The sequence below is a fragment of the Brevibacillus sp. FW301-21C12A genome, from assembly GCF_058788915.1.
Map to the genome: position 1 here is coordinate 102,392 of NZ_JBYTBG010000010.1, position 23,664 is coordinate 126,055.

The window sequence follows — 23,664 nt, forward strand, 5'->3', positions numbered from 1 at the left end:
ATTTGATCGTTAACTGTTTGAACAGACCAGCTCTTCCTTTCCAGTGGGGATTGCTTGCTTCTCTATATTTTGGTACAGTACATCCAGCAAATCAACTGATCGTGGGCAGGTGAAAAAAGATGAAATCTTTTCTGAGCATCGCGCTGTTTGTGATGATCGCGCTTGTGAGCGCTGTCATGATCGGCTTCGGGACAGACCTGTCGATGGCGAAGCTCGGCTATGACGAGGTGCAGGAGGGACTGTCCGAGCGCATCATCATCAAATTCAGCCACGTGGTTGCGGAAAACACGCCAAAAGGCTTGACGGTGGAACGGTTCGCGCAGCTTGTCAAAGACAAGACTCACGGACGCGTCGAGGTGCAAGTGTTCCCCAACAGCGTGCTGCACTCCGAAAAGACGGAGATATCGGCCCTGCAAAACGGCGAGGTGCAAATGATCGCGCCTGCGTTCTCCCACCTGTCGAGCATGATTCCCGCCTGGGCTGTGCTCGAATTGCCCTATCTGTTTCGGACGCAGGAGGACGTGGAAAACGTATTCAACGGCGAAATCGGGCAAATGCTGTTTTCCACGCTGGAACAATCCGATATGAAGGGGCTGGCCTTCTGGTCGAGCGGCTTCAAGCAGATGACGGCGAATCGCCCGCTGATTACGCCAGACGACTTCGTCGGCCAACGTTTTCGCATCATCCCGAGCGCCGTGCTGGAAGCACAGTTTCGCTCTTTTCATGCCATTCCGATCGGCTCGTACTTCGGCGACCTGTACAGCATGCTGGCGAGCGGAAAAGTGGACGGCGAGGAAAACACGATTTCCAACGTGTACACGAAGCGGCTGTATCAAGTGCAAAAGTATATGACCATCAGCGACCACGGCTTTCTCGGCTACGCGGTCGTCATTAATCAATCGTTCTGGAACAAGCTCCCCCCGGATATTCAGCAAGCGATCACAGAGGCGATGCAGGAAGCGACCGCGTACAACAATCAACTGGCTATTTCCATGAACGCGAGCCAACTGCGCATGCTCCAGGAGCAGAAAAACATCCAGATCCACGTGCAGACAGAAGAAGAGCGCGCAGCCTGGATTCAAGCCGTGCAGCCAGTCTACGACAAGTTCGCAGACAGCATCGGGGCTGACTTGATGGAAAAAATCAGAGAGCTTCACCAGAGACGGTGAAGCTCTTCCGCTCTCGCCCGTCTTTACGTCTGCTTAGGCAGGATGAGGGTAAAGACCGAGCCCTGTTCACTGCTTTGCCGAAGCATGAGGTCGCCGCCCAGCGCTTTGGCCATCATGCGCGAGTACGACAGCCCAAGTCCCAGCCCCCGCACCTTGTCTTTTTTGTTGCTGCCGCGAAAAAACCGCTCGAAGACAAGCGGCTGCTCCTCTGCCGGAATCCCGTGTCCGTTGTCCTTCACGTCGATGCGCATGTCGCCTTCGGTTTCGTACAAAACAAGCTGGATGCTCCCCTCGGCCTCTGCTTTTCCGATCGCCTGTCTCGCGTTGTTGAGCAGGTTGGTCAAAATTTGCTGGACGCGGCCCGGGTCAACAAAAACGGTCACAGATTTTTCCGGGATGACGACCTCAAACGAGATCGCCCCCAGGTCTTGCACGATTCGCCACTGCGAGGCGATTTCCCTGACCAGCTTGCTGATGTCCTGCTCCTCCTTGTGGACGGTAATCGCCCCTACGGCAAACGAGTTGAAATCGAGCAAGTCCTCGACCATTTTTTGCAGACGCCTTGTTTCGCGCAGGCATATCTCCAAAAATTCCTTCTGCTCTGCCCCCGATACGACTTCATCGTTAATCGCCTGGACCAGCCCGCTGATCGAGGTCACGGGCGTTTTCAGCTCGTGCGTTACTCCGGCCAACAGCTCTGTCCGCATGCTTTCCAGTTGGCGCAGGCGGTCAGCCATCTCCTTGAACGTGTAGACCAGCTCGTGAATTTCCCGTTCCTGGATTGGCTGCGTGATCGCGACATCGTAGTTGCCTTCCACGATTTTGCGCGCCGACAGCACGACTTGCTGAATCGGCTCCGACAGCCGCCGGGAGTGAAAGTAAATGACGGCCCAGCCGAGTATGCCAAGGCTGACGAGCATGATGACCAAATACTGCAGTTGCTCCCTGCCGATCTTGATGTCGGTTTCCGGAAACAGCAGGATGACCTTCCCGATCCGATTGTCATTATATTCCAAATTTTCCCTGATTACGTAAAGCGTGTCGCCTGATGCTTGCCTGATCGTGTCGTCCGTATCCGCCCGCTCAAGCAAACTGGGAAGCGTCTTTTCAAGCACGGGCGGCAGTATCCCCGGGCGTCTGTAGATGACCTCTCCCTCACTGTTTTTGATGAACAGAACAAGGTTGCGATCCACTCCCATGAACCTGCGCCGATTGTCCAGCACCTGATGCAGCTTGTCTCCGACCAAAATGTTGCCTTCGTCGTCTACGACCCGATCCGCCACTTCCTCGGCAAACAGCCGCGTCACCTCGATTTGCTTTTCAACCGCAGCATATTTGATCCAATAGGCAGACACCGCCCCGACGATGAGCAAGCCTACGGCAAGAGTCAGCAGGTAACGGGTCGTCCAGTAGCGCAGGAGCGAAACGGGCTCCTTTTTCTTAGTAAACACAGAACTGATAACCCACCCCTCGCAGCGTTTTAATCTCGCCTTCATGGGCGGGCCAATTTTCCAATGTTTTTCTCACGCGCTTGATGGCCAGGTCCACAGCACGGTCACTGCCTCCGTAGTCCATTCCCCACACCTGCTCAATCAACTGCTCGCGGGTAAATGTCTGGTTCGGATTTTGCGCGAGAAAAAGCAGCAGGGACAGATCGCGCGGATGAAACACCAGTTCCAGCCCGTGCAGCGTGACGTTATGGGACTGGAAATTGATTTTCAGACTGCCGAAAAAACGCGTCTCCTGATCCTTCACCAAAATAACCGACCGACGCAGCACGGCATTGACCCTCGCCACCACTTCCTCGGCGACAAACGGCTTTGTTATGTAATCGTCGGCTCCCTGATTCAGCCCTTTCAGCTTTTGATCGGTTTGCCCCAGCGCTGTCATGATAATGACCGGACAGGCGCTTTTTTCCCGAATATACTGCAGAATCTCCCAACCGCTCCGCTCGGGGAGCATGAGATCCAATAGAACGAGAGCCGGCTTTTTTTCGTCAAACAGGCGGATCGCTTCTACTCCGTCTTCAGCCTGCCAGACCTGATAGCCCGCTTTTTGCAGGTACGCTTTCAGTACACGCGAGATCACCAGTTCGTCTTCTACCAACAAAATGCTTTTCATAAGCTCCCTATTCTCCCATTTGCGATTGCTCGCATGGTTCTCTCCTTCTAGTAGGTACTACTATACTATCAGTTTACCTCGTTCTTTTTATATTTGGATTTGCGGATTATGGAAAATAGGAAAAAAGCCTTGCCCCTGTATAAGAGGCAAGGCCTTATTTGAATGCGATTAGTTGATAATGTCGTCCTCGAAGGAGATGTCGCCATCTCTTGCATCGCCTTCAAAATCGTATTTTGTCTTGTCGTTGTTGCTGCTGTCGACGATCTCGCCGACTACGTCTGCATCGTCGAATTCATCCCAGATGTCTTCGATGACGTTAATCACGAGGTCTTCAAAGTCGGAATCGTCCAATTCGTCCTCATACTCGTCGAAGTCGAGAGCGATTTCCACCTCGATCTCATCCTCGTCGCCGCTCAGGGAAATATCCCACTCAGCGCCGCGGAAATCTTCGTAGTCGTCGTTCAGTTGATCTTCCAAGTCATCCAGTTCATCGTCGAAATCGTCGTCTTTTTTCTTCTTCGCATCTTCCAGATCGTCTTCCAGGTCAGCGATTTGTTTGTTCAGCGAGTCGATCTTGCTTTGCAGGCTGCGGATTTGCGCATCGCGCGCCGCCAGTTCAGCCGCGTGCTGGGCATCAGCCTGATCTTTTACCGTGATGGTGTACGTATTGCCATCCCAGACGACTTCCTTGTTGAACACGCCAGCCATCATGCGCAGCGGAATGTAGGTGGTTCCGTTGACGATAAATGGTTCGATGGTAGTCGGAACGGCTACGCCGTTATACAAAACCTTGATATTGTTGTACTTTGCCTGCAAGTTTTTTGTTCCAGTCGCTGCCTGAGAGCCTGTCGGCAGCAAGCTTGTCGCAAGAACCACCGCTGAGAAAACTGCCAGATACTGCTTTTTGAACATCGAAAATCCTCCTTCTCCCGGTTGTCTTTTTCATGTCATGTCGCTATGTACATAACTTACTTTACCTACTGATCGTGTCGAGCGTATGTCAACATTGCATTTTTTCCTTTCCAGTTTCAGGAGAGTCCATGACCAAAACGACCAAAACAACCAATATGACCGTATCATTTTCAATTTTTTGACCATTCTCACTAACGTTGCATAAATCATAAATAAACTTACAAAAACGATAACATCGGAGCAAAAGGTATCCACTAGCCATTTGGTTTTTTTATACACTTATTACAACAGCAATAAGAATAGACAACGGCTATTTCCGTTTCTGTCAGCCTCTGGATGTTTGTGCTGCCTGGTAATCCATTCTACCGATCCATTGCTCAACACCAACGGTAGATATCACTCAATACTTCGGCTCCCAGATCGAAGCGATTGGTAACGATTCGAATGAGATTTCCTATCGAATCAAGCGTTTCCATCAGGCATAACACGTTGTGTCTATCCGTTTCAGTGGCGTTCCAAGCAAGATTATCGAATCCGATAACACAGAGCTGTCCACCGGTAACGGGAACGCATAGATATGCTTGGGTCGTCAACAAATGAAGAAAATAGGATATTCTTGTCCATGGTCTTATCCTTTTCGTTGGATTTGGACCGGAACTACCTGACCCCTTACCAAATGTAAAGGATTTTTTATGACTGAAAACAATTGAATACCTAATAATACGACGTTTTTGAATGATTTGACAAAATTAATGCAACGTTAGTAAATCATATTGCATTTTTTAACAGGTATATACATCGAAACTCAAGGGATTTATTTCCAATTCACTTATCGATTTGGTATCATAATGAATAAAAAATGGTTTCTGTAGTATCATTCTGAAAAAAGGGGGGATTGCTATAACTGGAATGACTATAAAAAAGATACTTAAAAACTTTTCTTTTTTTACGGTTACACTAATTGGTATATTGGGTTTCATTTCCTTTTATCGTGTTGGGTATGTAGACTACCATGATAGTTTCCATGTGTGGTTAATATCTTCGCTTGCTTATCTGTGTGCATCAGTTTTATTCGAATTACTATTTAAAACAGGCAACAATACCTCCGATGATTGATTGGGGGTAACTTACAACCAAAAAGACCCAACTCCTCTTATTCGGTAGGAGTTGGGTCTTTTTCATTATTTCGGCGCGACGTCCCCGCCGTGATTTGCATCAGCTTCATACTCGATCACATCTTTAGAAATAACAGTACTGCCCATTTTTATTGTAGTTTCAACTCGATAGAAAGCTTTTGTCGGGAATTTTATCCATTTATAGTATGTAGTTCCAGAAACTTTGATGTCGCCAGTTATAGAGGAACCTACCCCAGCAGAAATGGCAGCCGCAACAGGAGCTGTCCATTCAGTTGGTACTCCACGTTTTTCCAATAGTTTAGCGATTGTGGCAGTTCCACCTGCAATAGCTGCAACTATGGAACTTTTAGGAATTGTGTAGCTGTTGCTAAAAGACCCGTCCCATTTTGCTTTAGCTTGTGCTTCCTGTATTGATCGCTCTTGAGGAGCAGCGAACGCAGGTGTAATGGCAGATACGGCCATTACCATCGCCATAGCTCCAGATAATAATACTTTTTTCATTTGCACCAAACCTCCAGTAATTGGTTATTTTGTAAACAATTATATTATAGTAACTGCTTCTTCAATTGTCAATTATTGAAAAATACTTCATATACTCTTTTTTACTAGCGTTGCATAAACTCCTTTGTATAAAATAAACTGTTTTTTCTGAACATAATTCCGTCTCCAAAATGCTAAGAACGGAATGGTAACCTACCCACAGCATTACCCGCAACCACCGATAGATTAGAAGCACGCTCTCTTGCGTATATTTCAACTATATTAATGCAACATGGTCCATTCTATACAATGCGAAATAGATGAGTGAAGCGCTTACAACAGCATTTCTAAAGACGAAAGAGAAAAGGGGTCGGTTCGATGCGGATCAACTTTAAAAACCTGACCGTTCAGGTTGTGATTGCCATCATCCTCGGGATTATCGTCGGGCATTTTGCTCCCAAGTTCGGCGCAGAACTGAAAGTATTGGCAGATATTTTTGTGAAGCTGATTAAAATGGTCATTCCGCCGATTGTGTTTTTCACCGTCGTCAACGGAATCGCGAGCATGGGCGACATGAAAAAGGTCGGGAAGATCGGCGGCAAGGCGCTGATTTATTTTGAAATCGTTACCACGATCGCGCTCGCCATCGGGCTGCTCGTCGTCAACCTCATCAAACCGGGCGAAGGCTTCGACAAAACGGGCCTGACAAGCGGCGACGTAAGCAAGTACACAGAGGCGGCTGCGCAGTCGAGCCACGGCTTCGTTGATTTTATCGCCAGCATCATCCCGGAAAACGTCGTCGGTGCCATGGCAAAAGGCGAACTGCTTCCTATCCTGTTCTTCGCTGTCCTGTTCGGGCTGTCGCTCGCGGCAATGGGTCCTGCCTCCCAGCCTGTCATCAAGCTGTTTGACAAGCTGACACACGGATTTTTCGGCGTCGTCAACATGATTATGAAAGTGTCCCCGCTGGCGGCATTCGGTGCAATGGCTTACACGATCGGCAAATTCGGCATCGACTCTCTCACCCGTCTGGGCCTGCTGATGACAGCGGTGTACATCACCATGTTTTTGTTCATCGTCCTGGTGTTGGGCGGTATCGCCCGCTACTACAAATTCAGCATCTTTTCGTTTATCAAATACATTCGCGAAGAAATTTTGCTCGTGCTTGGCACCTCCTCCTCGGAATCTGCACTCCCGCGGATGATGGATCGTCTGGAAAAGTACGGCTGCTCCAAATCGGTCGTTGGCCTCGTCGTTCCTACAGGCTATTCGTTCAACCTGGACGGAACCTCGATCTACCTGTCGATGGCGGCCATGTTCATCGCCCAGGCTTACGGGGTTGATCTCAGCATCTGGCAACAGTTGACGCTGCTCGGCATTTTGATGATTACGTCCAAAGGCGCGGCGGGCGTGACAGGCTCCGGCTTCATTACGCTGGCGGCTACACTGGCAGCTTTCCCGATGATTCCGGTCGAAGGCATTGCCTTGCTGCTCGGGGTTGACCGCTTCATGTCCGAGGCGCGTGCGATTACGAACCTGATCGGAAACGGCGTAGCAGCGGTTGTCATCGCCAAACAAGAGGACGAATTCCATCCGGAACGCGTCCAGCAAGCGAGTGACACGCCAGAGCCAGACTCTGGGCAGGAAGCAGAGAGCAAAGCGATCTTGGCCTAACAACATGATATGTGCCGCTGCTTCTGGCTATAACACAAGGGAACCCTTCTCGTGGGTTCCCTTGTTTCGTGACAGGCTCTTCTTTTCTCAGGCAAGTTTTTGACACGGATACACCATCCGCCAAAATTCATGCGCACTGGTGGAAAATGGTGGAAGAAGGGTGCTCCTTGCTCAGTCATGTGGCCATGTCTTGCGCAGGTCCTGCTCGAACTGGCGCAGATGTTTGATCCGCTTCTGCGCAGCCTGGTATTCCTCCAGCCAGTGCTCCTTTTCCCGCTCGCGGATGATTTCTGCTTTTTTCTCCAGCTCCCGCACCTCATTGCGCAAGGCAATCACGATGTCCAGCAGCTCATCCATCTCCATGGAGCGCATGTCCTGAATAAAATGCCATTCGGCTTCGGTTAAACGATATTGCTTGTTGGCCACGCTTCATCACCCTTAAAAAATGTGTCAAATCTGTGCGAATTTGTTGCATCTATGTGAATTTGGATTCATTCCAAAAAGCGGATGCCGCTTCGTGTATAATAATGGATAATAGGTACGTATGTCGACAATGCCACCGTGCATGCACCGGGATTATTACTAAAATAGCACCGGAATGGTTATAATTCCAAATGATTATCGGCGACATGCAAAAGCGCTCTTTCGCGCCAAAGAGCGACTACCTAATATAAATTACAGATGTGAATTTGGAGGAGGCTGTTGCATGTTCTCTATTCGAGAAACAGATTTGCCGGGCATCGGCAGAAAATACCAGGTGGAAACAAAAAGCGGCGATAAGCTGGTCATCGTCATTCACGATGACGGACGCCGGGAAATGTACCATTTTGATCGCGAAGATCCGGACGACAACATTTCGATGGTGACCCTCGATGATGACGAGGCCCGGCAAATTGCCGCAATCGTCGGCGGGCTGACGTACAAGCCATCCGCTTTGGAAACAGTCGAGGTCGCATTGGACAAGCTAATGATCGAGTGGTACAAGATCGAACCGGGTGCACGCGCGATCGGCAAGACCATCGGCGAGCTGGACGTACGACAGGAGACCGGAGCCACGATCATCGCGGTCATTGAAAAAGATCACAAGCAAACGATCAACCCGGGCCCCGAGTATGTGCTCTGTGCAAGCTCCACTCTAGTTGTAGCAGGTGAACGAAAGCAGGTGAAGGCGCTCAAGACTATTCTCAGCAACGGGGGTGATTGACCTTGGAGCACATCGTGTTTGAAGTCGGCCTTGCGCTCGCTCTGATAGCCATCGCCGGCTTTCTCTCCATCAAGCTGAAGTTCTCCATCGTCCCTTTTTACATTTTGGTCGGGATGGTCGTCGGTCCGCACGCGCCCGACATCGGCCTGTTCGACCTTCGCTTTATCGACAGCGCTCCGCTCATCGAATTTATGGGCAGAGTCGGGGTGCTTTTTCTATTGTTTTACCTCGGTCTTGAATTTTCGGTAGGGCGGCTCGTCAAGGCAGGCCGCTCTATTGCGATTGGCGGCACGATCTACATCGCCATCAACTTTACGCTCGGTCTGCTGTTTGGCTGGGCTGCCGGCTTTCCGCTCAAGGAAATGCTGATCGTCGCCGGAATCACCACGATTTCCTCCAGCGCGATCGTGGCCAAAGTGCTGGTCGATCTCAAGCGCACCGCCAATCGCGAAACCGAAATGATTCTCGGCATCATCATGTTCGAGGACATCTTTTTGGCGGTGTACATCTCGATCGTCTCCGGGCTTGTCCTCTCTGGTGCCACTTCGCTTGGCGGCGTGCTCTCTTCCGCCCTGATCGCGCTGGGCTACATGCTTTTGCTCATCATCGTCGGACGCAAGCTCGTCCCCTTTTTGAACCGCGCGCTGAACATCAAATCGAACGAAGTGTTCATGATTACGGTGTTCGCCGCCCTGTTTTTGATTGCGGGTTTTTCCGAGACTATCCATGTAGCTGAAGCCATCGGCGCACTGCTCGTGGGGCTCGTATTAGCGGAAACACAACATATGAAACGCATCGAACATCTGATACTGCCATTTCGCGACTTTTTCGGCGCCATGTTTTTCTTCAGCTTCGGGTTGACGATTGATCCCTTGTCGCTCGGGGGAGCCGTCTGGCTGTCCATCGTGGCGGTCATCATCACGCTCGTCGGCAACGTCGCCGCCGGTCTGCTCGCAGGCCGCAGCGCCGGACTGCCGCCCAAGGCTTCCACGAACATCGGGCTGACAATCGTTTCTCGTGGTGAGTTTTCCATCATCATGGCTAATCTGGGAAAAGCGGGCGCACTCATGGATATCCTGCAGCCGTTCGCCGCGCTGTACGTGCTGATCCTGGCGATATTAGGCCCTCTTTTGACCAAGGAATCCAAGCTCATCTACCAGTTGCTGAATGCCGTGCTTCCTCTGGAGCGGGGCAGCAAAAGCAAATCGCCGGAAAACAATCCCGGCAACTGATTGAACCGATTGCGGATATTCGCAGCTTTCTCAGTCAGGCTGGTGGTGGTTGGCCTTTGCCATCCTTTCACGTTTAACAAAAATGACTGCACGTCAGCCTGTTCTCATCCAGCGGGCTGCTTTTTTTCGCGCTCGCACGAGGTTCTCGTTTTGGCTTTGGAGCTGGTCTTGGGTCAGGCGACGACGCAACTCGCATCCGTACATGAGCATGAGAGATGGCCGCCCGCAAAGACCGGCGTCAAAAACGGCCGCTGCGCGTGCCCGGCTCACTTTACTGCATCCCCGCCAGCGTCTTTTCCATCCATTCGTAGCTCATCGGGCCGATGTACTTTTCGCGGATCACGCCATTGCTGTCGATGAGGAAAGTGGTCGGAATGGAAATGGCTTTGTACGCGCCGGATACGTGCTTTTCGTCATCGAGCAGCACGGGAAAAGTCATGCCGTACGCCTGGACAAACGCTTCGACATCTTCTGGCTTCGTCTCCGTTGTTGTCAGGTTGACGCCCAGGATGACGACACCGTTCGCCTTGTTTGCTTCGTAAAACCGCTGCATGTCCGGGATTTCCGCCCGACACGGCGGACACCAGGTCGCCCACAAGTTGACGATGACTTTTTTTCCGCGCAAATCGGACAGCTTCACCTTGCCGCCACCGAGCTGCCGCAGCTCAAAGTCTGGCGCCAGGTTGCCTTTTTTCAACCCGATCGGCACGCTGCCCGGCTCGCTTGTCGCCGCATTTTCCGCTCCTGTGTCAAGGACGTATGCATCCACGACACCCCACGCCAGCAAGGCGACCAGCACGACAACCGCCCATATGTGATTACGCTTCATCCAACGCCTCTCCTTTCGCTTGGGTGGCGCGCCTGGACAAAAACAGCAGCAGCAGGGCGCAGCCGTAATAAGCGAGCTGCTCCGCAGAAAGTCCCAGCAGCACCGCTTGGCGAGGCTCGAAGTAAAACAGCACGTAGACCTGCCCGATCGCATACCACATGAGCGGCGCAAGCCAGGCAGGCAGCTCGGTGAGTGCTTCTCGCACACGTTGCAGCCAGCCGAGGAACAACAGACAGAGCACGAGCTGCTGGCCATGGTACCACACGCCGCCTTTTTCCAGCAAAGCCGTCAGCAGATGGTGCACGCCAGCCGCAGCCAAAAAGCCGGTCGCCATCGCCCAGGCCACGAGCTGGACCGGCAAAGCTTTTTTGCGCACCGTCACCACGAGATAGACCGCAACCGCCACGGCTGCCAGCCACGCTCCGCTCTCGCCCCCGGAGAAGTAGAGGATCGACGAAGGATTTTGCAGCATTTGCTCCAGATGAAACAGCGCATAGCTGAGCTTCCAGACGAGAAAGGCGAGAACGACCGCGTTGCTCAGCAGCTCTGTGATGGCAACTCTTGTCGCCCTCTCTTTTGGAAACAAAAACGTAATCGCAAGAAAGCCGCTGGCGATGGACACGATCACGGCCAGCGTGCTCATTTTCAACAAAAAGGGACCGATCTGAAAGGCGTCCGACAAAGCTGTTTCCTCCTTGGAAAAGATGGCTTGCGCTTGAAGGGGTTGCATACCATCTATCACCATATCAGGAAAAGGGGAATAATGGAATGCTCCGGGGAAATTTGTGTTGCATGGGCGACTTGGCTGTGCCTGCTGCACGAGTTCGGCGCAGTTTCGCGTGCAGCAGGGCAGGAATCATCCCCAAATGAAAAACACCACCCTCATCAAGTGGCGTTTTTTCAGATGACACCGCTGCTTATTTGTTTTCTGCTCAGTCCGAAAGGCTGATCCATTTTCCGGTATGTCCGTCGACGAAGCCCGGCTCATGGACGAAACGGTACAGAAGCAACGCTTTTGGTTCCTTGGCCTCATCGTCATATTGATTTGACTGGAAGTAGAAAAGTTCAAGCGATTTTTTCACCGTCTGCTCCGTTTTTTTCGCTGTGGCCACATCCACTCTCTGCGCGTTGTTGTCATCAATCACAGGCGGGAGAGGATGTTCTCCCCGAAAATGACTTTCTGCGGTGTCCGGATTGACCCTTACTTCAAATGTAGCGTAGTCAACCAGAGTCCCTTTATGCAACCAGCTAAATTTGAAACTGTAATCTTTCCAATCAGCCGATCTCGGTATAATCTCCGGTTCCAGATAGACATGATCTAGTTGATCTTTGAGTGTGGTTTGTAAAAAATGAATTGCCGCGGCCTTCGCCTGCTCCAGAGTAAACGTTCCTTTTATCCCGTTTCCCTCTTTCGGAGCAGCTACAAGCGGCAAATCTTTCAGGCTCTTGATCGGTTGCTTCGGCTTTGCCAAGGTTCCATACTTGTCCACCATCACACCTGAGATCGCATCGACGAATTGGGGGTCGCCCCGCAAATAATCATAGACTAACATATATTTTTGCTTGTATTTCCCTTGCAAGTTATCAGGCGTTTCCCTATAGTACAAGGTCGGCTCCGCATTTTGCTCCAGAAGTTCCCGCGCTGCCTTTTCTGCCATGATCTTGCTTGCGTCGGGCACCTCTCCCTCATACCAGTGCCGCACGAAGTGGAGAAGCTTTCCGTCTCCTCCCAAAACTACGTCAATCGAATTGTTTTTGAAAGGAATGCTGTTTTCAACACGTTTAAATTTAATTCCATATCTTGGCGAACCGTATCTCGTATATGTACATTCCTCTGGCTCCATCAGCTTTGCCCGCTCCTCTGAGGGAACGAATTTTGCAAGAAACTGCAACGCTCTCTCACGGGCCATTTGCTTTTGAATCGGGGGAGCAGTGCCAGCGGGTTTAGTGTCATTGTCGTAACGATCGTAGCTCAACAGGCGGCTTGAGACAGGATGAATTTTATACGAAATGAACGAACCGTCTGGGTGATGCCAGGCGAGAAACCATGCTCCGTACGGTGTCTTGTCCTCTTCGTACGGTTCGAAGTATAATCCGTAAGAATATTGGTAGCCTGCGGGGATATCCATCCATTTCTTCGCCGCTTCTACAGCCTGTTGTTCTGAAAGAAGCTTTGCGGATTTTTGCTCAACTGCGTGTACCTGTTGACTCACACCTGCGAAACTGCCCACTGCAAATACGGATAAAAGCGTGAGAATCGACATTCGTTTCCAAAATCTTTTTCTGCCAGTATGCCTCATAATTATCTTCTCCTACTCCTGTTTATCGCTCGTCCCGGTACATCTCATGGGAGCTTGAATGAAAATTGGATGCGCCGATAGCTTCATATACTAAATTTTACCATAAAAGAGCATTTCAGGATGCAGTCATCTTTTTCACAAAAAAATAACCCAAGCCCATATGCTGAACAGGCTCAGGTTGTTTCCGTTCATGTTTCTTCTTGTCTTTCCAGCCATCCCGCGACAACCGCCTCTGCCTCCCGGTCCCTCCGCTCGATCTCCCCGCTTCGGGTCCAGTGCAAAAAGCGGTCGTCCAACAGCTCTGCCAAAATGGCGCGTTTGTTTGCCGGGCGAAGCTCATCCAGCGCGAGTACGCGGCGGCGCATTTTGCCCAAGAAGAGCGTGTAGTCCTCGTACTCCGGCCCGATCCACGCTTCCAGTTGGCTGCGCATTTTTTTCGCCAGGCCCGGGTTGTTTCCTCCGGTGGAGATGGCAACGGTCAGGTCGCCGCGCTCGACTACGGACGGAACCGTAAACGAGCACAGGTCGGGACGGTCTGCCACGTTGATCCACTGCTGCGGCCCGCACGCCTCGTAGACGGCCAGGTTGACAGCCGGATCGCTGGTCGCCGCGATGACGAGCACGGCGTCCGCGACGTCATCGGGGACGAACGGGCGCAGCCGGAGCGTCAGCTTGCCAGCTTGCTCCCATTCGCGGATCAACGCTGTGCAGGAGGGACTCACGACGCTGACGGCTGCCCCAGCGGCAAGCAGACTGGCGATTTTCCGCTCCGCGACTTGCCCGCCGCCGACGACTGCGCAGCGTTTGTTTTCCAGGTTGACCATCATGGCATACGGCCGCATCCGGCATCCCTCCTCCCAAAATGTTTCAGGCAACCAAGCGGATGGCTCCTCCGACCGCCTCATCCGCTTGCCCGCCTCGCCTGCCCTGGCTTACCCGGGAATCCCCTCGTTCAGACCGAGCGAAGCCTCGAACCAGTTAATCTTTTCCCGCATTTTCACGACGTCTCCGACGAGAATGATCGCCGGATTGGTGATATGGCTATTTTCTGCCAAGCGCTCCTCGATATCCGCCAACGTGCCTGTGACGACAGCCTGCTTTGGCAGCGTCCCCCAGGAGATGACGGCGACGGGCGTCTTCGGATCGCGGCCGTGCTTCATCAACTGCGTGCGGATGAGCGGCAGGTTGGCGACGCCCATGTAAAAAGCAACCGTGTCGATCCCGCCTGCCAGCGCCCGCCATTTTTCCACGGCCAGCTCCGGTTTGTCCTCGCGCAAATGCCCCGTCACCACGGCAAACGACGAGCCGTGATCGCGATGCGTCACCGGGATGCCCGCGTACGCCGAAGCGGCGATTCCTGCCGTCACGCCCGGCACGATTTCAAACGCGACGCCGCGCGTAGCCAGATACTCCGCTTCCTCTCCCGCGCGGCCAAAGACGCACGGATCGCCGCCTTTCAGCCGCACGACGACTTTGCCTTCCAGCGCCTTTGCGGCCAGCACCTCATTGATCGACTCCTGCCGCATCGTGTGATGATCGGGGAGCTTGCCGCAGTAGATGCGCTCCGCTGTCTCGGGCGCATGCGCGAGCAAAGCCGGATTCGCCAGCCGATCATAGACGACTACGTCTGCCTTTTGCAGACATTCCAGACCTTTTACGGTAATCAGCTTCGGGTCGCCTGGGCCTGCGCCGACGAGATACACTTTGCCTGCGCCGCTCATCGGTCGCTGACCCCCGCCGATGCGAATGTCGCCATCTCCCGAACCATTCGCGACGACGCCTCGACGATCGAAAACGCAACGGCCGCTCCGCTGCCTTCGCCAAGTCGCAGGTTTAAGTCGAGCAGCGGCTGTTTGCCGAGTACGTTCAGCACAAAAGCGTGCCCCGGCTCCTGGGAGCGATGCCCGGCAATCAGGTAGTCTGCGACCGCAGGCGCAAGCCGCACGGCCAGCAGTGCCGCCACGGTGGCGATAAAGCCGTCCAAGAGCACCGGAACGCGCCGCGAAGCCGCGCCGATCATCGCGCCTGCCATCGCCCCGATCTCCAACCCGCCCACTTTTGCCAGGACGTCCAGCGGTTCGTTGGCATCCGGGCGATGCAGGGCGAGCGCTTCGCGAACGACCGCTTTTTTGCGCTGCCAGCCCGCATCGTCCAGTCCTGTGCCGCGGCCGACGATCTCGTCCGGGTCCGCCCCGGTCAAGGCAGACAGGATTGCGCTGCTCGCCGTCGTGTTGCCGATTCCTACTTCTCCGACGATCAGCACCTTGGCGCCTTCGTCGATAATCTGCTCTGCCAGCTCGATGCCGACCGCGAGCGTGCGCTGCGCTTCGTCAGCGGACATGGCGGCTTCCTTCAGCATGTTGCCCGAGCCTGCCCTGATTCTTCTGTTGATGACGCCTGGCGCCTCGACCTCGACTGCCACGCCGACATCGACGAACTTTTGCATCGCGCCGATTTGCCGTGCGAAAACGTTGATGCCCGCGCCGCCGTTCACCAGATTCAAGAGCATTTGCGCCGTCACCTCTTGCGGGTAGGCCGACACTCCTTCTGCGGCCACCCCGTGATCGGCGGCAAAAACGAGTACGCCCGGCGGCGTGACGACCGGAAACGTCTCGCCCGTCATCGCGGCCAGCTCGACGGCCAGCTCCTCCAGACGTCCCAGACTGCCCAGCGGCTTTGTCAGTTGATCCACATGCTGTCTCGTTTGCTCACTCGCTTCCTGGTTTCGCGGCGCAATCGCCGGAAATCGCTTTTCCAAGCCTGCCATCATCTACGCACCTCTTTTTCCTGATAAGCCTTCATCTGTTCTTCAATCGCATCCAACCGCACATGACGGCGTACCGTATCCGCCAAGAGATCGTAGCCCTGCTCGCGAAGCGCCACGAAAGATGGGCGCTCTGTGATCGGCGCAAGCCCTTTTTTCGCGCGAATCGCGTTCAGCAAGAGCGTGCGGAAGCGGTCGTTGTGGAACAGTCCGTGAAAATACGTCCCGATCAGCCGGCGTTCCTCGTGACAGTAGCCTTCTGCCCGCTCTCCCATCTGAATAAAAGGACATTCGCTCTTGGCATAAACGGATTGGCCCATGTGAATCTCGTAGCCTTCGAGCGTAAGCTGTTCTCCGGCGAATGTGGCTTCCCCGCGGGACAGCACCGTCGTTTTCTTCTGCTCCATCGTCGTCACCATCGGAATCAGGCCCAGCCCGTCAAGCTGTTGCAGCGGCGACTCCACACAAGCCGGGTCCAGAATCGACTCGCCGAGCATCTGATAGCCGCCGCACAGGCCGACCACGTACGACTTGCCTTGCAGATGCAGCTTTTTCACCGCCTCGGCCAGTCCCGTCTCGCGCAAAAATTGCAAGTCTTCCAACGTATTTTTGCTGCCGGGCAGCACGATCAGGTCCGGCTCGCCCAACTCTTCCAGCCGGGTCACAAAGCGCAGACGGCAGTCCGGCTCCACAAAAAACGGGTCGACATCCGTAAAATTCGAGATGCGCGGGTAGCGCAAGACGGCAATATCCAGCTCGCGCGGCGTCTCCCGCTGGCCCTGGTAGCGGTGCAAAATGAGCGAATCCTCCGCATCGATCCACAAGTCGGGAATAAACGGCACCACGCCAAGCACAGGCTTGCCTGTGTACTGCTCGAACCAGTCCAGACCTGGCTGCAACAGCGTCAGATCGCCGCGAAAACGATTGATGATGACGCCAATCACCCGGTCGCGGTCCTTGGGTTCAAGCAGTTGCAGTGTGCCGACGAGGCTGGCAAACACGCCGCCGCGCTCAATGTCCGCCACCAAAATGACCGGAGCGTTCGTCAGGCGGGCAACCCGCATGTTGACCAACTCGCGGTCGTTCAGGTTGATCTCCGCCGGACTGCCTGCTCCTTCGATGACGATGCGCTCGTAAGCGGCAGCGAGCCGCTGGTACGCCTCCCGGATAATCCGCAGTCCTTCTTCGTAAAAATCCGTCCGATACGCCATCGCCTTCATGTTGGCGTACGGCTCGCCGTTCACCACGATCTGCGACTCCGAATCCCGCGTCGGCTTGATGAGGATCGGATTCATGTCGGTCGTGGCGAGAATGCCCGCCGCCTCCGCCTGAACGCCCTGTGCCCGCCCGATTTCTTTTCCGTCCAGCGTCACATAGGAATTGAGCGCCATGTTTTGCGACTTGAACGGCGCCGTTTTGTAGCCGTCCTGGGCAAAAATGCGGCAGAGCGCTGTCGCGATCGCGCTTTTTCCGGCATCGGAGCTGGTTCCCTGAATCATCAGCGGGAGCGCTTTAGGCACGGGAGGCCACCTCCGCGCACAAACCGAGCCAGCGCTTCACCAGCGCCGGGTTGGAGCCGAAATGCAAATGCGTGTACCCCGCGACGAGATTGTCCCTGGCAAAGCCCTCCGGCTTGGTGCCGCGCAGCCCTTTTGTCTCGTAGGCCGCAGGGAGCTGCTCGTCGGTGGCATAGGTCGAATAGTGGAACTCGTGGCCTTTTGCCTGTTCCTCTGGACCGATCAGGAAGTTGCCCTCCTTGCCGCGCACCTCGCGATAGCCGAGCGCCGCCCATTTTTTTTGCATCGTCACCTTGCCGGGGATGAGTCCGACCATCGGATAGCTCTCCCCGTCTGTCGTCACAATCGCCTCGGTCAAAAACATGAATCCGCCGCACTCGGCCAAGGTCGGCAAGCCTTTTTCGACCGCCTGGCGGAACGATTCCTTCACCGCCTCGTTTTGCGACAGCTCGGCGGCAAACTCCTCTGGAAAGCCTCCCCCGATGTACAAGCCGTCCGCTGCTTCCGGTACGCCCTCCCCCGCAAGCGGCGAGAAAAAGATCAGCTTCGCGCCGTACGCTTGCAGCAACTCCAGATTTTCCGGATAGTAAAAATGGAACGCCGGGTCTTTCGCTACGGCAATCGTGACGTCGAAAGCCGCCTCGCGCGGTGCGAACAGCTTCGGCTCCACTTGCAGCGGCTCGGCTTTGGCCAGCTCCCAGACCAGGTCCAGGTCTACCGTCTCCCCGATCAGGTCAGCCAGCTTGGCAAACAGCGGCGCCAGCTCGCCGCGCTCCACGGACGGCACAAGTCCCAGATGGCGCTCGGGAATTTCCAGCTCGTTTTCCCGCTTCAGGTAGCCGACGACCGGAATCCCGCACTCCTGCTCAATCGCGGCCTTGACGATTTTGTGGTGGCCTTCGCTGCCGACCTTGTTCGCGATCACGCCGACGATTTTCGTCTGCGGATTGAGCAACTGGAATCCTTTTACAATCGCAGCCGCACTGCGCGCCATGCTCTGGCAGTTGACGACGAGCAACACAGGCGATCCGGTCAACGTGCTGATTTCGGCCGTGCTGCCCTTGTCGCTGGTCGCTTCCTTGCCGTCGTACATGCCCATGACGCCTTCGATGATTGAAATATCCGCACCTTCGCTTCCCCGGACAAAAATCTCCTTCACGACGTCGTACTCCAGCATGAAGCTGTCCAGATTGCGCGACGCTCTGCCCGTCACCGCGGTATGGTAGGTCGGGTCGATGTAGTCAGGACCGCACTTGAAGCCTTGCACCCTGTAGCCTTTGCGGATCAGGGCAGCCATCAGCCCGATGGTTACCGTCGTTTTCCCCGCTCCGCTGCCTGTTCCGGCAATGACGATCCGGCGGCTGTCCGTCATGCGCGTTCCTCCTTTTGATAGGGCATCAGGGCGACCGAAATGGTGACGTTGCCCGACTTTTTCTTGGTCAGCACCAGCTCGTCGACGCCTGCGTACAGCTTGGCCGCAGGCTCGCTCACCCCGTACGCTCCCGTAAACTTGAACACCGTCTCGGACGGCTCGCTGATTTCCACCTGGTTCAGCTCCTGTGGCGAGTACCAGACGAACGGCCAGCCGTATTTCTCGCATACGGCGATCAACCCGGCCTCGTCTTTTTTCAGCTCGATGGTAGCCAGCGCCTTGACGCTCTTGAGCGAAAATTGCAGCTCGTCCAGCGTCTCGCGGATGACCGCCTCGATCTCCTCCGCAGACGTTCCCCGGTTGCAGCCCATCCCCAACACGATCACCTTGGGGCGATACAGGACGCCGTTGTCCAAAATCGTCTGTTCCTCCGGCGCAAGCAGGCGGTGAGTTACGACGAGGGCCGCGTGCGGCTTGGCAGCCTGTGCTTCGGCGATGCTCGCATACTCCTTGATCGACGGCGGCATCGGCGTGTCGTGCATCCACCAGTCGCGTTCGCCGGATTCGTTGACGACCGCTACGTGTTCCTCGTTGACGACCGAGGCGCTCACAGGCGTCAGCTTGTCGGCAGAGTCCCACTCCCAGCCAAAACGGCGACCGAACAAATCGACCGGAATCGTCTTCTGCACGTCGGACGCGGTCGTGATGATCGGGCGGGCGCCCATGACCGCCGCCACTTCGCGGGCCAGCTCATTGGCCCCGCCCAGATGGCCGGACAGCACGCTGATGACGTTCTCCCCCCGGTCGTCGACGACAACGACGCCCGGGTCTTTCTTTTTGTCTTCGAGCAGCGGCGCGATCATGCGCACGACCGCCCCGAGCGAAATGATGACAATCAGCCCTTTGTACACAGGCCACAGCGCCGGAAACAGCATCCGCACGCTGTTGGAAAAAAGCTGGATGCCGCGCGCTTCCTCATCCCCGCGCGCGAACTTGCTCATGTAGTACAGGTCTGTCCCGGGAAATTTTTGCGCCAGATCGCGGGCCATCTCGACCCCGTGCTTCGTGATGGCGACAATCGCGTAATCGCCCTGCTGACGGATGACAGGAATTTCTCCTTCGACCAGTTCGATTATCATTCTTTCACACCTTTTCTGTACCCGTGCGTGAAGGTTTTATCGTACAGCCTGGAACGGTATTGCTCGCTTTTTTCGTGAATGTCCGGGTCCAAAGCCCAGCCGGCCAAAATCATCGCGTGCTTGCGAATGCCGTTTTTGCCCATGTCTTCGTCCAGGTTTTTCAAGGTCGTGCGCACGATCAACTGATCCGGCCAGCTCGCCCGCTGCACGACAGCGACGGGCGTATCCTCGCTCCAGCCCGCCTCGATCAGCTCGCGCACCACTTTTTTCGTCAAAGTCGCGCTGAGGTACAGAGCCAGCGTGCAATGATGCTCCGCGAGTGAGCGCAGCTTTTCCCTGTCTGGCACAGGCGTGCGTCCTTCCGCGCGGGTGAGGATCAGCGTCTGGGTCAGCTCGGGAATCGTCAGCTCCGCACCGACCGCCGCTGCCGCCGCAAACACAGAGCTTACGCCCGGCACGATTTCCACCTCGATGCCTTCTGCCTTCAACAGCGCGATCTGCTCCATGATCGCCCCGTACACAGACGGATCGCCCGTATGCAGGCGCACGACCGTTTTGCCTTTGCGAATCCGGTCCACCATCAGCGCCACCATTTCTTCCAAGGCCATGCCGGAGCTGTGCAGCACCTCAGCGTCAGGGTTGCCGAGCGCCACCAGCTCTTCGTTGACGAGCGAGTCGGTGTACAAAATCACGTCTGCCTTTTGCAAAAGCTTCAAGCCTTTTACGGTAATCAAGTCAGGGTCGCCGGGACCCGCTCCCACTATGTACAGTTTCATCCCTTTTTCACCACCATCAGTGTAAGATAGCCAAGCTCTGCCCGCTCCAGCTCGCGCATGTCCGTCCAGACCATCTCTTCGGAAGAGGTGACCTTTGTCGCGACGGCGGCTTTGTCTGCGAGTCCCATTTCTTTCAGCAAACTGATAATCATCGGCAGCACTTTCGCTACTTTCAAAAACACGACGGTATCGTGGTTCTCAAGCGCTTTGCGCATCGCTTCCCGGTCTTCTGTCGCCGGAATAATTCCGATCTGCTCGTCGCCGTCCGCAAGCGGCAGGTTGAAGCGCGAAGCTGCTCCGAGAAACGAGGATACGCCCGGCACGGTCACCACAGGCACTTCCGGGTGCTCGTCGTGCATCACCCGCATCATGTGGATAAACGTGCTGTAAAACATCGGATCGCCTTCCGTCACGAACGCGACGTCTTTTCCCTCGGACAGACGCTCCCAGACGATTTCCACCGTTTTGTTCCACTCGCGCTCCAAAATTTCCTTGTCCCGCGTCATCGGGAACACCAGTCCGAGCATTTCTTTTTCTGACTGCTGCACGTACAGCTCGGCGATTTGGTGCGCGTAGCTTTTGCTGCCCATCCGCTTTTTCGGGTACGCGATCACCGGAGATTGCTGCAACAGGCGGAATGCCTTGACAGTAATCAGCTCCGGGTCGCCTGGACCTACGCCCAGCCCGTACAATGTTCCGATCTTGCTCACTTGCTGTCTCCCCCTTGTTCCTCTGTCTGTTTGGCCCAGGCCGTGATGATGTAGATCGGATTCAACGCCTCAAACCGCGTCAGAGACAAAATCGGCTTGCTGCGCGACAACTGCGCCAATGTCACCGATGTTTCAAAGCCTTCGTCTGCAAAAGCTTGCGTCGCTTCGTACAGCGTCTCGATTGTCGCGGCGTTGACCACGATTCGGCCGCCCGGACGCAGACGCGTGCAGCAAATATGCAAAAGCTCGCGCAATTCCCCTCCGCTGCCGCCGATGAACACGGCATCCGGGTCCGGGAACTCGTCCAGTCCTTGCGGCGCGCGCGCATGCACAACGGTCAAATCCGTGCGAAACTTCGCCATGTTCTGGCGGCAGTTTTCCAAATCGTCCGCGTTTTTCTCCACGCCGTACACTTCGCCTTCCCGCGCGATCCGCGCCGCCTCGATGGCGACAGAGCCTGTGCACGTGCCGATGTCCCAGACGATGCTTTTTATGTGCAGTTGCAGTTGGGCGATGCTTACAATACGCACTTCTTTTTTCGTAATCAATCCTTTGTCCGGCTTGCGCTGGGAAAACTCTTCGTCTGCGATTCCAAACGGCCAGACCGGGCCTGGACGGCGTTTTTTCAAAATCACGACATTCAGATCGGAAAAGACGCCATCTTCCATTTCCTCCAGCGTGTACCAGCCCGTCCGCTCCTCGGCGCTGCCCAGGTTCTCGGCCACGAACGCCTCGTATTCGGTCATCTGAAACGACAGCAAATAACGGGCGATAGCCGCTGGCGAGTTTTCCCGGTCGGTGAGCAGCGCGACCTTTTCCTTCCCGTCGATGCGCTGCGCCAGTCCCTTGATACTGCGGCCGTGCACGCTGACGAGCGCCGCATCCTGCCACGCCTCGCCCATTTTGGCGAAAGCGAGCTGAATGGAGCTTAGGTGCGGGTAAATTTCCACGTTCAGCTTTTTCGCCAGCAAGCTGCCGATCCCGTAAAAGAGCGGATCGCCCGAAGCGAGAATGACCGTCTTGCGCGTCTCGGAGCGCAGCTCCTCCACCATCGCGGACAAGCCGCCTTTCAGCACCCGTTTTTCCCCTTTGTACGCCGGAAAAAAGCCCAGATGCCGCTCTCCGCCGACCAGAAGCTCGCTCTCTTCAATCCAGGTCCGGTACAACGGCAGCAGGCTTTGCTGTCCGTCATCCCCGATCCCGATCACTTTCATCGCTTGTGTCATTGATCGTCACCCTTCCCAACAGGGACCCTTTCATAGTAATGATGATGGTTTCTACCTCCATACCGCCGCCCACTTCCTTCAGTGCTGCCCGGCAACAGTTCGCGCACATGATCTCGAAAAAAGCAGGCGTATCTGCCATCAGATCGCCAACCTGCGAGGCCGTGTTCGCGGTGAGTATCTCGCGGGTCCGCTCCTGCGGCGCGCCCGCCTCTTCTGCCATCTGGGCGAGAAAGCCGAAGTCGACAGGGGCGCTTTTCGAGTGGACCATCATGACGCCCTGCGCCACTTTGGAAAACTTGCCCATCATTCCAACCAAGGTCACCTTGCGCATGTTTCGGTTCTTGCATTGCTTGAGCGCAAAACCGACAAAGTCTCCCATTTCCACGAACGCTTCCTCGGACAGCTCCGGGTAGGTGGCAATCCCGAACGATTCGCTCTTGCCGCCCGTGGACAGGACGATGTGGTCGCAGCCCGCCTCCTTGGCGACGTTGATCGCTTGCGCCACGCTCGCTTTGTAGGCAGAAGTGGAAAACGGCACCACGATTCCGCGCGTCCCCAAAATAGAGATGCCGCCGAGTATGCCGAGTCGTCCATTCAATGTTTTTTTGGCGATTTCCTCGCCCGCTGGCACAGAGATCACGATTTTGATTCCGCGCTTTGTCCCGTACTCATCGAGCACCGCCTGCGCGGTTTCCCGAATCATTTTGCGCGGGACGGGGTTAATCGCCGCTTCTCCGATCGGAACAGGCAGCCCTGGCTTGGTCACCCGACCGACACCAACGCCGCCGTCCAGTATAATGCCAGGCTCATCGGACCATTCCACGGTGGAGAGAATCAGCGCACCGTGGGTCGCATCCGGGTCGTCGCCGCCGTCCTTGATCGTGCCCGCCGTCGCTTTTTCCGGCGAAAATTCGCAGCTCTCCATCCGAAACGTCACGTCCTCGCCTATCGGCAGGCGGATGGTCGCCTCTGACTGCGGCTCCTGGGTAATCAGCGCGATCAAAGCAGCCTTGGTCGTCGCCGTTGCGCATGCTCCCGTTGTATAGCCGTGGCGGAGGGGTTTTGCCTCTTTTTCGTCCGACGCTGCTTTGGCTGCCATCTCT

General features: G+C 55.0%; 22 protein-coding genes. 4 read left to right on the forward strand and 18 right to left on the reverse strand.

Going from position 1 to position 23,664, the window contains the following annotated elements; translation table 11 throughout:
* The first annotated feature begins 119 nt into the window (after positions 1 to 119).
* Positions 120 to 1,169 (forward strand): DctP family TRAP transporter solute-binding subunit, encoded by a 1,050-nt coding sequence (locus tag AC3WQH_RS09180; RefSeq protein ID WP_492331993.1) that lies wholly within the window; start codon positions 120 to 122, stop codon positions 1,167 to 1,169.
* A 23-nt stretch (positions 1,170 to 1,192) separates the two neighbouring features.
* Here AC3WQH_RS09180 and AC3WQH_RS09185 read toward each other — a convergent pair whose 3' ends face one another.
* From AC3WQH_RS09185 to AC3WQH_RS09200, 4 genes are all read right to left on the reverse strand, one after another.
* Entirely contained in the window at positions 1,193 to 2,620 is a 1,428-nt protein-coding gene (locus AC3WQH_RS09185; protein WP_492331994.1) for a HAMP domain-containing sensor histidine kinase, read from the reverse strand.
* Complete coding sequence (locus AC3WQH_RS09190; RefSeq protein ID WP_309479449.1) at positions 2,610 to 3,290, reverse strand: response regulator transcription factor; 681 nt, start codon at positions 3,288 to 3,290, stop codon at positions 2,610 to 2,612. Before AC3WQH_RS09190 ends, AC3WQH_RS09185 begins: the two co-directional genes overlap by 11 nt.
* 168 nt (positions 3,291 to 3,458) lie before the next feature.
* Entirely contained in the window at positions 3,459 to 4,202 is a 744-nt protein-coding gene (locus AC3WQH_RS09195) for a stalk domain-containing protein (protein WP_309479447.1), read from the reverse strand.
* A 1,181-nt stretch (positions 4,203 to 5,383) separates the two neighbouring features.
* Positions 5,384 to 5,839, reverse strand: coding sequence for a hypothetical protein (locus tag AC3WQH_RS09200; protein ID WP_309479446.1), 456 nt, complete (start codon positions 5,837 to 5,839; stop codon positions 5,384 to 5,386).
* 357 nt (positions 5,840 to 6,196) lie between these two features.
* On the opposite strand from AC3WQH_RS09200, the gene AC3WQH_RS09205 reads away from it, so the two are divergent.
* Positions 6,197 to 7,492 (forward strand): dicarboxylate/amino acid:cation symporter, encoded by a 1,296-nt coding sequence (locus tag AC3WQH_RS09205; RefSeq protein WP_005832028.1) that lies wholly within the window; start codon positions 6,197 to 6,199, stop codon positions 7,490 to 7,492.
* A gap of 171 nt (positions 7,493 to 7,663) precedes the next feature.
* Here the strand turns inward: AC3WQH_RS09205 and AC3WQH_RS09210 are convergent, their stop codons facing one another.
* The gene (locus tag AC3WQH_RS09210) at positions 7,664 to 7,918 is read right to left on the reverse strand and encodes a hypothetical protein (RefSeq protein WP_005832027.1); all 255 of its coding nucleotides are present in this window, start codon (positions 7,916 to 7,918) and stop codon (positions 7,664 to 7,666) included.
* A gap of 280 nt (positions 7,919 to 8,198) precedes the next feature.
* Between AC3WQH_RS09210 and AC3WQH_RS09215 the strand changes: the two genes are divergently transcribed.
* Both AC3WQH_RS09215 and AC3WQH_RS09220 read left to right on the forward strand, forming a co-directional pair.
* Positions 8,199 to 8,696: a cation:proton antiporter regulatory subunit gene (locus AC3WQH_RS09215; RefSeq protein WP_025847479.1), complete on the forward strand. Its 498-nt coding sequence runs from the start codon at positions 8,199 to 8,201 to the stop codon at positions 8,694 to 8,696.
* A 2-nt stretch (positions 8,697 to 8,698) separates the two neighbouring features.
* Positions 8,699 to 9,928, forward strand: coding sequence for a cation:proton antiporter (locus tag AC3WQH_RS09220; protein WP_025847481.1), 1,230 nt, complete (start codon positions 8,699 to 8,701; stop codon positions 9,926 to 9,928).
* Positions 9,929 to 10,199: 271 nt separating this feature from the next.
* Here the strand turns inward: AC3WQH_RS09220 and AC3WQH_RS09225 are convergent, their stop codons facing one another.
* The 13 genes from AC3WQH_RS09225 to AC3WQH_RS09285 all read right to left on the reverse strand — a co-directional run bounded on the left by AC3WQH_RS09225 (position 10,200) and on the right by AC3WQH_RS09285 (position 23,660).
* Positions 10,200 to 10,757: a peroxiredoxin family protein gene (locus AC3WQH_RS09225; RefSeq protein ID WP_221843362.1), complete on the reverse strand. Its 558-nt coding sequence runs from the start codon at positions 10,755 to 10,757 to the stop codon at positions 10,200 to 10,202.
* On the reverse strand, positions 10,747 to 11,439 hold the full coding sequence (locus AC3WQH_RS09230; RefSeq protein ID WP_025847483.1) for a hypothetical protein: 693 nt from the start codon (positions 11,437 to 11,439) through the stop codon (positions 10,747 to 10,749). The genes AC3WQH_RS09225 and AC3WQH_RS09230 overlap by 11 nt, the downstream gene beginning before the upstream one ends.
* Before the next feature lie 250 nt (positions 11,440 to 11,689).
* Positions 11,690 to 13,057, reverse strand: a complete 1,368-nt coding sequence (locus tag AC3WQH_RS09235) for a YcdB/YcdC domain-containing protein (RefSeq protein WP_005832021.1) — start codon at positions 13,055 to 13,057, stop codon at positions 11,690 to 11,692.
* Between the two features lie 188 nt (positions 13,058 to 13,245).
* Positions 13,246 to 13,899 carry a precorrin-2 dehydrogenase/sirohydrochlorin ferrochelatase family protein gene (locus AC3WQH_RS09240; RefSeq protein WP_007785799.1) on the reverse strand — a complete coding sequence of 218 codons (654 nt, stop codon included), beginning with the start codon at positions 13,897 to 13,899 and terminating at the stop codon, positions 13,246 to 13,248.
* 90 nt (positions 13,900 to 13,989) lie between these two features.
* A complete protein-coding gene (gene cobA, locus AC3WQH_RS09245) occupies positions 13,990 to 14,778 on the reverse strand; it encodes a uroporphyrinogen-III C-methyltransferase (RefSeq protein WP_310670346.1) in 789 nt (262 codons plus the stop codon).
* Entirely contained in the window at positions 14,775 to 15,827 is a 1,053-nt protein-coding gene (gene cobT / locus AC3WQH_RS09250; RefSeq protein ID WP_007785801.1) for a nicotinate-nucleotide--dimethylbenzimidazole phosphoribosyltransferase, read from the reverse strand. The genes cobA and cobT overlap by 4 nt, the downstream gene beginning before the upstream one ends.
* Positions 15,824 to 17,341, reverse strand: a complete 1,518-nt coding sequence (locus tag AC3WQH_RS09255; RefSeq protein ID WP_238504113.1) for a cobyric acid synthase — start codon at positions 17,339 to 17,341, stop codon at positions 15,824 to 15,826. The genes cobT and AC3WQH_RS09255 overlap by 4 nt, the downstream gene beginning before the upstream one ends.
* On the reverse strand, positions 17,334 to 18,710 hold the full coding sequence (locus tag AC3WQH_RS09260) for a cobyrinic acid a,c-diamide synthase CobB (RefSeq protein WP_122952903.1): 1,377 nt from the start codon (positions 18,708 to 18,710) through the stop codon (positions 17,334 to 17,336). The genes AC3WQH_RS09255 and AC3WQH_RS09260 overlap by 8 nt, the downstream gene beginning before the upstream one ends.
* Positions 18,707 to 19,849 carry a cobalt-precorrin 5A hydrolase gene (locus tag AC3WQH_RS09265; RefSeq protein WP_492331995.1) on the reverse strand — a complete coding sequence of 381 codons (1,143 nt, stop codon included), beginning with the start codon at positions 19,847 to 19,849 and terminating at the stop codon, positions 18,707 to 18,709. Before AC3WQH_RS09265 ends, AC3WQH_RS09260 begins: the two co-directional genes overlap by 4 nt.
* The gene (gene cobM / locus AC3WQH_RS09270; RefSeq protein WP_005832008.1) at positions 19,846 to 20,625 is read right to left on the reverse strand and encodes a precorrin-4 C(11)-methyltransferase; all 780 of its coding nucleotides are present in this window, start codon (positions 20,623 to 20,625) and stop codon (positions 19,846 to 19,848) included. Before cobM ends, AC3WQH_RS09265 begins: the two co-directional genes overlap by 4 nt.
* Entirely contained in the window at positions 20,622 to 21,335 is a 714-nt protein-coding gene (gene cobI, locus AC3WQH_RS09275; RefSeq protein ID WP_005832006.1) for a precorrin-2 C(20)-methyltransferase, read from the reverse strand. Before cobI ends, cobM begins: the two co-directional genes overlap by 4 nt.
* Positions 21,332 to 22,561: a precorrin-6y C5,15-methyltransferase (decarboxylating) subunit CbiE gene (gene cbiE / locus AC3WQH_RS09280; protein WP_492331996.1), complete on the reverse strand. Its 1,230-nt coding sequence runs from the start codon at positions 22,559 to 22,561 to the stop codon at positions 21,332 to 21,334. Before cbiE ends, cobI begins: the two co-directional genes overlap by 4 nt.
* The gene (locus tag AC3WQH_RS09285; RefSeq protein WP_007785812.1) at positions 22,524 to 23,660 is read right to left on the reverse strand and encodes a cobalt-precorrin-5B (C(1))-methyltransferase; all 1,137 of its coding nucleotides are present in this window, start codon (positions 23,658 to 23,660) and stop codon (positions 22,524 to 22,526) included. The genes cbiE and AC3WQH_RS09285 overlap by 38 nt, the downstream gene beginning before the upstream one ends.
* Positions 23,661 to 23,664: the final 4 nt, after the last annotated feature.

Bases quoted from the DNA above. Each gene is read 5' to 3' on its own strand.
- AC3WQH_RS09195 (WP_309479447.1), bottom strand. From the start codon at position 4,202: ATGTTCAAAAAGCAGTATCTGGCAGTTTTCTCAGCGGTGGTTCTTGCG.
- AC3WQH_RS09260 (WP_122952903.1), bottom strand. From the start codon at position 18,710: ATGACGGACAGCCGCCGGATCGTCATTGCCGGAACAGGCAGCGGAGCG.
- cobM (WP_005832008.1), bottom strand. From the start codon at position 20,625: ATGAAACTGTACATAGTGGGAGCGGGTCCCGGCGACCCTGACTTGATT.
- AC3WQH_RS09200 (WP_309479446.1), bottom strand. From the start codon at position 5,839: ATGAAAAAAGTATTATTATCTGGAGCTATGGCGATGGTAATGGCCGTA.
- AC3WQH_RS09225 (WP_221843362.1), bottom strand. From the start codon at position 10,757: ATGAAGCGTAATCACATATGGGCGGTTGTCGTGCTGGTCGCCTTGCTG.
- AC3WQH_RS09180 (WP_492331993.1), top strand. From the start codon at position 120: ATGAAATCTTTTCTGAGCATCGCGCTGTTTGTGATGATCGCGCTTGTG.
- AC3WQH_RS09215 (WP_025847479.1), top strand. From the start codon at position 8,199: ATGTTCTCTATTCGAGAAACAGATTTGCCGGGCATCGGCAGAAAATAC.
- cbiE (WP_492331996.1), bottom strand. From the start codon at position 22,561: ATGACACAAGCGATGAAAGTGATCGGGATCGGGGATGACGGACAGCAA.
- AC3WQH_RS09190 (WP_309479449.1), bottom strand. From the start codon at position 3,290: ATGAAAAGCATTTTGTTGGTAGAAGACGAACTGGTGATCTCGCGTGTA.
- cobT (WP_007785801.1), bottom strand. From the start codon at position 15,827: ATGATGGCAGGCTTGGAAAAGCGATTTCCGGCGATTGCGCCGCGAAAC.
- AC3WQH_RS09265 (WP_492331995.1), bottom strand. From the start codon at position 19,849: ATGATAATCGAACTGGTCGAAGGAGAAATTCCTGTCATCCGTCAGCAG.
- cobA (WP_310670346.1), bottom strand. From the start codon at position 14,778: ATGAGCGGCGCAGGCAAAGTGTATCTCGTCGGCGCAGGCCCAGGCGAC.
- AC3WQH_RS09205 (WP_005832028.1), top strand. From the start codon at position 6,197: ATGCGGATCAACTTTAAAAACCTGACCGTTCAGGTTGTGATTGCCATC.
- AC3WQH_RS09235 (WP_005832021.1), bottom strand. From the start codon at position 13,057: ATGAGGCATACTGGCAGAAAAAGATTTTGGAAACGAATGTCGATTCTC.
- AC3WQH_RS09240 (WP_007785799.1), bottom strand. From the start codon at position 13,899: ATGCGGCCGTATGCCATGATGGTCAACCTGGAAAACAAACGCTGCGCA.
- AC3WQH_RS09285 (WP_007785812.1), bottom strand. From the start codon at position 23,660: ATGGCAGCCAAAGCAGCGTCGGACGAAAAAGAGGCAAAACCCCTCCGC.